The 7,180-nt window shown below is 63.9% G+C and carries 3 protein-coding genes and 2 pseudogenes; all 5 read left to right on the forward strand.

Annotated elements, in window-relative coordinates; translation table 11 throughout:
- Positions 1–254 precede the first annotated feature (254 nt).
- The 5 genes and pseudogenes from NVV99_RS23810 to NVV99_RS23830 all read left to right on the forward strand — a co-directional run bounded on the left by NVV99_RS23810 (position 255) and on the right by NVV99_RS23830 (position 6,815).
- A complete protein-coding gene (locus tag NVV99_RS23810) occupies positions 255–1,859 on the forward strand; it encodes a GMC family oxidoreductase (protein ID WP_024103558.1) in 1,605 nt (534 codons plus the stop codon).
- Positions 1,860–1,885: 26 nt separating this feature from the next.
- Positions 1,886–2,344: a hypothetical protein gene (locus tag NVV99_RS23815; RefSeq protein ID WP_024103557.1), complete on the forward strand. Its 459-nt coding sequence runs from the start codon at positions 1,886–1,888 to the stop codon at positions 2,342–2,344.
- A gap of 50 nt (positions 2,345–2,394) precedes the next feature.
- Entirely contained in the window at positions 2,395–3,792 is a 1,398-nt protein-coding gene (locus tag NVV99_RS23820) for an NAD-dependent succinate-semialdehyde dehydrogenase (RefSeq protein WP_260783118.1), read from the forward strand.
- Between the two features lie 156 nt (positions 3,793–3,948).
- Positions 3,949–5,065: pseudogene (locus NVV99_RS23825) on the forward strand (IS630 family transposase).
- 567 nt (positions 5,066–5,632) lie between these two features.
- Positions 5,633–6,815: pseudogene (locus tag NVV99_RS23830) on the forward strand (IS3 family transposase).
- The last annotated feature ends 365 nt before the right edge of the window (positions 6,816–7,180 follow it).

Genomic DNA, 7,180 nt, shown 5'->3' on the forward strand with positions numbered 1-7,180 from the left:
CGACTCCAGTGGCTGGATCATGCTGAACATCCAGCTTCTCACCTGCGACAATCCACTTTGGGGGATGCAGGACCGCGGAACCCCGGTATACCAGCCGAACCTCGGCGACTTCAGCGTCTCGGCCAGCTTCGCCGGGAGCCCCACGCGGTTCGTCTCCGGTTGCGGCTCCCCACGGTGACGCTTGCCACAATCCGGTAATCCTCTGTACGCTCTCGGAAAGCGCTTGCCAAAGTGCTTGGACAGAGAGGACCACGATGGAACAGGCTGATGTCCTGATAATCGGTGCTGGGGCATCGGGAGGAGTTGCCGCGGGTGCGCTCGCGGCAGCAGGCTTCGATGTGCTGTGCCTCGAGCAGGGAACCTGGCCAGACAGAACCGAGTATCCGGCTCAACGGACAACCTACGAACTCGAAGCGCGAAAGCAGTGGTCGGGTAGCCCCAATATTCGTGACAAGCGCGTGGACTACCCCATCAACGATGCAGAATCTGCTGTCGCGCCGCTGATGTACGCCGGCGTCGGGGGAAGTATGACCCTGTATGCCGGTGACTGGCCTCGGCTTCTGCCGTCGGACTTCCGGGTGCGCTCGCTGGATGGTGTCGCAGACGACTGGCCGCTGCGCTACGCCGACCTGCAGCCCTTCTACGAACGCACCGACTCAGCCTTCGGCGTGTCGGGGGTGGGTGGAGATCCGGCGTACCCGGATGGAGCGGACCCACCGTTGCCTCCGCTTCCGATCGGCGCCATTGGGCGTCGGATGGCCCGTGCGCACGACGCACTCGGCTGGCATTGGTGGCCGGCCGCGCAGGCCGTTCTGTCCGCCCCGTACGGCGGTCGCCGACCCTGTGTTCAGTTCGGCGCGTGCATGCAGGGCTGCCCGGAAGGTGCAAAGGCATCCACGGATCTCACCCACTGGCCGACTGCGGTCGCCCGAGGTGCGCGACTTCTGACAGATGCGCGGGTCTCTCGTGTGCTCGTCTCTCCTCAGGGGCTGGCGACCGGTGCCGAGTTCGTACGGTCCGACGGCACCTGGGATGTTGTTCACGCCGAGGTGGTCATCCTCGCCGGGAACGCAATCGGAACCCCGCGCATCCTGCTCAACTCCGCATCGCCGGAGCATCCGGACGGACTTGCCAACTCGAGTGGCCTGGTCGGCCGACGTCTCATGGTCCACCCATTCGCCAACGTGATGGGCTATTTCGACGACGACATGACCAGCTGGCAGGGACACGTCGGCGCCAAGATCGCCAGCTACGAATTCTACGAGACCAATCCCGACCGCGACTTCGTCCGAGGCGCGAAGTGGAGCCTGGCACCGACCGGAGGCCCCCTCAACGCGGCCCTGCCGACCCGAGCCGGGACAGACGTCTGGGGGGAAGCTCACCACGACCACGTCCGGCGTCATCTCGGCAGAACGATCAGCTGGGGCATCTTCGGCGAAGACCTCCCCGACGAGGCCAACACTGTGGAGATTGATCCAGACTTGACGGATTCGTCGGGCATCCCGGCACCCAAGATCACCTACCGTGTCAGCGACAACTCACGGCGACTGCTCGACTTCCATATCGCACGCGCGACCGAGTCGCTCGAGACCGCTGGCGCTTATGACATTGCCACCGAATCGCTGATGCGCTACTCGGGATGGCATCTGTTGGGCACGGCCAGGATGGGGAACGATCCTCGGACATCGGTCGTCGATCAGTACGGACGGTGCCACGATGTTCCCAACCTCTATATCGTCGACGGCAGTGTCTTCGTCACCTCCGGTGGTGTGAACCCGACAAGCACAATTGTGGCGCTGGCGTTGCGCTCCACCGAGCACCTGATCGCACACCGCCGCCACCAGCAGGTCCCCGCGTGATCCCGGTGGCCACCCCAGGAGTCCTGATGCATGTGACCGACCAGCCCGACGCCGGCACTACCGTCGTCCCCGAGAGCTGCCGCCGATGGCTCAGAACCATCGCCGACCACCTGATTCCCGCCTCCGGTCCGATGCCGGCGGCGAGCACCGCCGGCGTAGCGGATGGTCAGCTCGACCTCGTTCTCAATGCGCGGCCCGACCTGACGCCCCATCTGCTCCGAGCATGGTCGACGACATCCGCCGACGACCCAGCGGCGATCGTCGAGAAGCTGCGACAGGCGGGTCCGGATGTCTACCAGGCGATCTGTCTGATAGTCGCGGGCGGCTACTACACCAACAGCGAGGTCCGTGACCTACTCGGCTACACCGGCCAGCAGCCACGAGTCGTCCAGATCGCCGACGACATCGAGGAGGATCTGCTGATGCGCGTCGTGGAACGGGGATCACGCTACCGCCCGGACGGCGCTACGGACCTCATCGAATGACGGCGGCGAAACACCCAGCCCTCCCTCGACGACACAACCCAAGGAACAACGTGGCTTCCACCGAACTACGCATGCTCACCACCGTCAACCCGGCGACCGGTCAAGTCCTGGAGAACTACCCGGTATTCACCCCCGACGACATCGAACAGTCTCTTGTCGAGACGAATGTAGCCACCGGAGCATGGCGCACCGTCCCCGTCGAAAAACGCGCTCACCGGCTCGCAACGGTATCCGACATTCTGCTCGCTCGCCGAGACGAACTGGCGCTACTGATCACCCGAGAGATGGGCAAGCCCCTTCCGGAAGCACGCGCCGAAATCGACAAGTGCGCATGGAACTGCCGGCAGTACGCGCAGGACGGCCCGGGCTATCTCGCGCCCGAGACCCTCGCCACGCTCGCACAGTCGAGCCAACTCGTCTACGAGCCCCTGGGCGTCATCCTTGCCGTCATGCCTTGGAACTTCCCGATGTGGCAAGTGTTCCGATTCGCCGTGCCCGCGATCCTGGCGGGCAACACCGTTCTGCTCAAGCATGCACCCAACGTCACAGGCACGGCGCTGGCAATCGAACGGGTGCTCACCGACGCCGGACTTCCGGCGGGCCTGCTGCGAACCCTCGTGATCGCGGAAGAGGACGTGCCCGACACCGTGGACCGCCTGATCCGCGATCCACGGGTGGCCGCGGTGACATTGACCGGCTCTACACGCGCAGGCGCACACGTCGCTGCCGCTGCAGGTCGGGCCCTGAAGAAGAGCGTCCTCGAACTCGGAGGCTCTGACCCGTTGGTTGTGTTGGCCGACGCCGACCTCGAGACCGCGGCAGCACACGCCGCCAAATCTCGTCTGCTGTGCGCCGGACAGACCTGCATCGCCGCCAAACGAATCATCGTTCACCGTGACGTTGCTGATCGATTCGAGCAACTGTTCGTCGAGGCTGTCGAATCCATGAGGGTGGGAGATCCGACTGCCCCAGAAACCGATATCGGTCCCCTCGCACGCGCGGACATCGTCGACCAGATCGAACGTCAAGTACGTGAATCGGTCCGTCAGGGCGCCACGGTCCTGTGCGGCGGCGAACGGATCGACGGCGACGGACACTACTTCGCACCTACCATCATTACGAACGTCTCCCGAGACATGCCAGTCGTCGCCGAGGAGACCTTCGGCCCTGTCGCCGCGCTCCTCCGAGTCCACGACGACGAGGAGGCCATCGCTGTTGCCAACGATACCGAGTACGGCCTGGCGGCAAGCGTATGGAGCCGCGACGTCGAGCACGCGCTCGAGGTTGGTAGTCGAATCGAATCAGGCTGCCTGTTCGTCAACAGCCTCGTGTCTTCGGATCCGCGGGTTCCGTTCGGCGGGATCAAGCGTAGCGGGTACGGTCGCGAACTCGGTGCAGCCGGAATCCGGGAATTCACCAACATGAGAAGTGTGTGGGTGGCGCCTTGAGCGCGGAACGGCCGCGCTGCTCCCGTACGGCGGCATCCGGGACCGAGTACACCGAGCCGAGTTCCAGCTCCTTCGGAGAACCGAATACCCTCGGGTACAGCGCCAACCACTAGTGTTCTGAGTCAGGAATTGCATTCATAACTGTAGAATCGGTGGATGGTGCGTACCGGGCGGCCGAAGGCCGAGCTGATCCTGTCCGACGACGAACGTACCGCGTTGGAGGGCTGGGTGCGGCGTTCGTCGACACCCCAGGCGTGGGCGTTGCGGCGTTAGGATCATTCTCGCGTGCGCGGACGGCAGCTCGAACAAGGAGGTGGCCGCTCGCCTCGGTTCGACGCAACATGCGGTGGGACGCTGGCGATCTCGCTTTCGCGAGCACCGGATTGCCGGCCTCGGGGACATGCCCCGATCGGGTGGGCCGCGATCGGTGACCGATGCCCAGGTCGCCGAGGTGGTGACCCGGACGCTCGAGACGACACCGAAGAACGCGACGCACTGGTCGACACGAACAATGGCGCAGGAGATGGGCCTGTCGCAGTCGACGGTCTCGCGGATCTGGCGGGCCTTCGGGTTGCAGCCTCACCGAACCGAGGGCTTCACGCTCTCGACCGATCCGTTCTTCGTCGACAAGGTCCACGACGTGGTGGGCCTGTATCTCGATCCGCCGGAGCGGGCACTGGCGTTCTGCGTCGATTGGGGGTCCCTCCCGCTTACGGGGGCGAAGTCGCAGATCCAGGCGTTGGACCGGTCGCAGCCGGTGCTGCCGATGATGCCCGGCGTGCCGCAGCGGATGACCTCCGATTACGTGCGTGCCGGCACCACCACCTTGTTCGCCGCCCTCGACGTCGCGTCGGGGAAGGTGATCGGGTCGCTGCATCGCCGCCACCGTGCCGACGAGTTCACAAAGTTCCTCATGACCTTGGACAAGCAGGCCCCACCGGGTCTGGATCTGCATCTGGTGCTCGACAACTACGCCACCCGCAAGACGCCGGCGATCAAGGCTTGGCTGCTGGCGCATCCACGCTTCCATCTGCACTTCACCCCGACCGGATCGTCCTGGCTCAATCTCGTCGAGCGGTGGTTCGCCGAGTTGACCAACAAGCAGATCCGTCGCGGGGTTCACACGTCGATTCAGGCTTTGGAGAAGGATATTCGGTCCTGGATCGCACAGTAGAACACCGATCCGAAGCCTTACGTGTGGACGAAGACCGCGGACGAGATCCTCGAACGTCTCGCGTCATATTTGAACAAGATTCCTGACTCAGGACACTAGGAGTCTTCCTACTGACGCCGGTGGAGATCGTGCGCGCTGTGCTTCCTGAGTGGACGAATCGAGGCGACGGGGCCTTTCTGCTGACCACCGGCGTTACGGCAGTCCATCCCATGCCGGGTCTCAGTGGCTTGGCCCCTTGGGAGCTGCCGCCCGCAACTACATCTACTCACTTCACGGTGAGCTTGCCGACAGGGGCGTATACGTCGGAACCCTTTCTGTCGGAGCAACAATCGCCCGCAGTGAGATGAGCGCCCTTGTCTCTCAAGTCAGCGCCGCGTCAGCAACCGAGTTCCCAACGGTTGACCCCAATGACCTTGCGGAGCTGTATTGGGATATGTACCCCAAGCGGAACCGAGTTGAGCAGGTCCATCCTCCGGCTCGGAGCCTTCAGCACACCGAATCGTGATCCATTACCGAGGGGAGTGGATAGTCACGGTTCCAAGCTGCGGTCGGCGTCGATGCGCAGCACTGCCGGTGGAACCTTGTGGCGTGTCCCCTGTGAGTAGGTCCGGGTTGTTCTAGAGTCCTGATTGCCCTGGTGAGGGCGAAGAAGGGACGATAGAGATCATGGCGGGACGCAAACGTCACTCGGCGGAGGACATCGTGCGCAAGCTGCGCCGAGCCGACGAGTTGGCCGCGGTAGGCAAGAACGGCGAAGAGATCGCCGCCGCACTCGAGGTGTCGGTGGCGACGCTGTACAACTGGCGTCGCCAGTACGGCGGCATGGACGTCGATGCCGCGAAGGAACTCAAGGAACTGCGGGAGCAGAACGGCCGACTCAAGCGGTTGCTCGCAGATGCCGAGTTGGAGAAGGACGCGTTGCGGGAGATCGCGAAGGGAAAATTCTGAGCCCGACCGCCAAACGCGCCGCGATCACCATGCTCACCGACACCCTGCAGATGTCGGAACGGTTCGCGTGCAAGGTCGTTGGGCTCTCCCGATCGGTCCACCGGAGGCTGCCGTTGGCGCAGACACCGGACGACCCGGACGCTGACCTGCGCACAGAGTTGCGCAGCTATTCCCGCAAACATCCGCGGCACGGGTTCCGTCGGGCGTGGGCGTGGCTGCGCTACGACCAGGGCATCGAGGTGAACAAGAAGAAGGTGCACCGCCTGTGGAAGGAAGAGGGACTGCAGGTCCGGCGTGCCCCACGCCGCAAGCGTGCCGGCCAGTCCTCCGTTCCGGTCGTCGACGCAGATGCTCCGAATGTTGTGTGGGCATTGGACTTCCAGTTCGACTCGACCATCGACGGCAAGACGGTGAAGATCGCGTCGATGGTCGACGAACCTCCCCCGAGCACTGCGTGCAGGGCGGTACCCCCACCCGGATGTCGTTGCTGAATATCGTGGACCGCTCGATCACCGCCGACCGGTTGATCGAGGGATTGGAGAAGGCGTTCGCCATGTGGGGTGGGCCGCCGCTGGTGCTGCGCATGGACAATGGGCCGGAGTTCATCTCGGAAGCGCTGCGAGCCTTCTGTTCTGGGTCGGTGGGGGTGTCCTACATTCCGCCGGGCACGCCGTGGAACAACGGGTTCATCGAGTCCTTCAACAACCGGCTGCGCGATGAGTGCCTGAACCGCAACTACTGGCCCACTCTGCTCGAGGCACGGGTGGTGATCCAGGACTTCAAGGACGACCACAATCACCGACACCGGCATTCGGCATTGGGTTACAAGACCCCCGCCGAGTACGCTGCCGGATGCACCCACCGGCACCAGCCCGTGGCGTGCGAGATCGACTGCAAGTAGGAACCGGCTCTAGAACCGACCGGACCGACTATCGGGGACCTGCCACTTGGGTGATGTTCAGTTCGATTTCGCCGCATGTGTGTGCGGTTCGATGGTCATTCACCGCCGCCTGGCCGCCGCGCGGAGTCGAGCGCCGGGCGGCAGCACACGTGGAATCGTGGCGGTTCCACATGCGCCGCCAGTTCCTGGGACAGTGCCAGATAATCGGTTGCCGGGACTGGTACGCACCGCATTGTTGGTCACGACGCCGAGAGGTCACTCCAGAATCGTGTACCGACCGGTAATTAGTACTGCAACGACAGTTTGTGATGTCGTTGTTTGTAGTGACTGGCGCGGGCTCTGGCTTGGCTGATGCGACGCCAGTT

The organism is Rhodococcus sp. PAE-6, from assembly GCF_025290685.1.
GTDB lineage: Bacteria > Actinomycetota > Actinomycetes > Mycobacteriales > Mycobacteriaceae > Rhodococcus > Rhodococcus pyridinivorans.